The 1286-nt window shown below is 70.8% G+C and carries 1 pseudogene; it reads left to right on the top strand.

What is annotated here, in order from left to right:
- Positions 1–1213 (top strand): annotated as a pseudogene (locus JCM19049_RS14465) (AMP-binding protein); the annotation flags it as partial.
- Positions 1214–1286 lie beyond the last annotated feature (73 nt).

Genomic DNA, 1286 nt, shown 5'->3' with positions numbered 1-1286 from the left:
CCGCCGGCCGAGGCGGTTCCGGTGCCCAGCACCCACCGCTGTACGTGCTGTACACCTCGGGCACCACCGGGGCGCCGAAGGGCGTGGTGCGGGACACCGGCGGGTACGCGACCGCGCTGGCCTACTCGATGGGTGCGATCTTCGACGTGAAGCCCGGGGACGTGATGTTCACCGCCTCAGACGTGGGCTGGGTGGTGGGGCACTCCTACATCGTCTACGCCCCGCTGCTGGCCGGAGCGACCACGGTGCTCTACGAGGGCAAGCCGGTGGGCACCCCCGACGCGGGGGTGTTTGGCCGGATCATCGCCCAGCACCGGGTCACCACCATGTTCACCGCCCCCACCGCGCTGCGCGCGATCCGCCGTGCGGATCCGGAGGGCGGGCTGCTGACCAGGCACGACCTGTCCAGCCTGCGCGCCCTGTTCGTCGCCGGGGAGCGGCTGGACCCGGACACCTACCACTATGCGCAGCGGCTGCTGGGCATCCCGGTGGTGGACAACTGGTGGCAGACCGAATCGGGCTGGCCGATCGCCGCGAACCCGCTGGGGCTGGCGGCCATGGAACGCAAGCCCGGTTCGCCCTCCACCCCGGTGCCCGGTTCAACGTGCAGATCCGCGACGGGCTGGGCGCAGCGGTGCAGGCCGGGCAGGAGGGCAACATCCTGATCAAGCTGCCGCTGCCGCCCGGGGCGCTGAGCACCCTGTGGGGCAACGACCAGCGCTTCATCGACACCTACCTGGCACAGCAGCCCGGCTACTACCTGACCGGGGACTCGGGCTACATCGACCAGGACGGGTATCTGTTCGTGATGGGGCGCACCGATGACGTGATCAACGTGTCCGGGCACCGGCTGTCCACCGGGGCGATGGAGCAGGTGCTGGCCAGCCACCCGGCCGTGGCCGAATGCGCGGTCATCGGGGTCAACGACCCGCTCAAGGGCCAGAGCCCGGTCGGGTACGTGGTGCTCAAGTCCGGGGCGGGGATCGGCGCCGAGCAGCTGCGCGGGGAAGTGGTGGACATGGTGCGCCGGCAGATCGGGCCGGTCGCGGACTTCCGGGAGGTCAAGATCGTCGCGGCGCTGCCCAAGACCCGCTCGGGCAAGATCCTGCGCAAGACCATGCGCCAGATCGCCGACGGGCAAGACTACCAGGTGCCATCCACGATCGAGGACCCGCAGGTGATCCAGGAGCTGATCCCGCTGCTGCGCCCCCAGGCCCCGCCTGATCGGCTAGGCCGAACGGTACTCGTATTCGGGCCGGCCGCGGCTGCCGTGGCGCGGCTGCTTG

Source organism: Arthrobacter sp. JCM 19049 (assembly GCF_001310435.1).
Note: the sequence above shows the minus strand (reverse complement) of the source record. Positions and strands in the feature narration are given on the sequence as shown.